Origin of the sequence: Roseivivax halotolerans, assembly GCF_900115815.1 — a bacterium.
In the GTDB taxonomy this organism is placed as follows: Bacteria; Pseudomonadota; Alphaproteobacteria; order Rhodobacterales; family Rhodobacteraceae; genus Roseivivax; species Roseivivax halotolerans.
The window spans coordinates 1-1,151 of record NZ_FOXV01000043.1 but is presented as its reverse complement, the minus strand read 5'-3'; the positions used below and the strand labels follow the sequence as shown (position 1 = coordinate 1,151).

The following is a 1,151-nucleotide window of genomic DNA, read 5'->3' as shown; positions in this document are numbered from 1 at the left end:
AAGTCGGGCAGCGCCTCGGGGCCTGTCGCCTGCGCCTCGGGGACCAGCGCCGCGTCGAGCCGCGCTTTCAGGGTCGGCCAATCGATCCCGGACCCGATGAAAACGATCTCTTGCCGCCGGTCGCCCCACGGCTCGATCCAGTGCGCCGCGAGATAGCTCCGCGCGCTGTCATGGGTGGGCCAGCGCTCTTTCGGCACGGACGCCCACCAGGTGCCCAGCGGCGTGACGCTCGACAATGCACCGGCCAGCGAGAACTCGGCCACCCAGTCGGGACGGGTGGCGATCCAGAAATGTCCCTTGGCGCGGATGACGCCGGGCATTTCGGCATTGAGAACGGCCATGATCCGCTCCGGCACGAAGGGCCGCCGCGCCCGGTATACGAAGGAGGCGACACCATATTCCTCCGTCTCGGGCACATGGTCGGCAAAGCCGTAAAGCTCCTTCGCCCACATCGGATGTTCATGCGCCTTCTCGAAATCGAAAAGGCCCGTATCGAGGATCGCATCCGCCGGCACATCGGAGTGGTTTGTCTCGATAATGCGCGCATCGGCGTTGAGACTGCGGATGATCTTGCGCGCGGCATCCGTCCGCTCGGGGCCGGCATCTCTGATCTTGTTCAGGACAACGACGTCGGCGAACTCGATCTGGTCGGTCAGAAGATGCACGAGCGTCCGTTCGTCCGCCTCTCCCATCGTCTCGCCGCGATCCCGCAGGAAGTCGTGGCTCGAATAATCGTTCAAGAGGTTCACCGCATCGACTACGGTCACCATCGTGTCGAGCTTCGCGACATCCGAGAGGCTGTCGCCATGTTCGTCCCGGAAATCGAAGGTCGCGGCGACAGGCAAGGGCTCCGAGATGCCCGTCGACTCGATGAGCAGGTAGTCGAACCGACCCTCGCCCGCGAGGCGGCGCACCTCGTCCAGAAGATCGTCGCGCAGCGTGCAGCAGATGCAGCCATTGCTCATCTCGACCAGCGTCTCGTCGGTATGGCTGAGATTGGCGCCGCCGTCGCGCACGAGATCCGCGTCGATGTTCACCTCCGACATGTCGTTCACGATGACGGCAACGCGCCGCCCGTCGCGGTTGTTCAGGACACGATTCAGGAGCGTGGTCTTCCCTGCACCGAGAAAGCCGGAAAGGACGGTCACGGG

At 64.3% G+C, this 1,151-nt stretch carries 1 protein-coding gene; it reads right to left on the bottom strand.

Annotated features, from left to right (window positions below; translation table 11 throughout):
* Positions 1–1,151 (bottom strand): GTP-binding protein (locus BM171_RS18640; protein WP_139218765.1); only part of this gene is annotated, 1,151 nt, incomplete at both ends.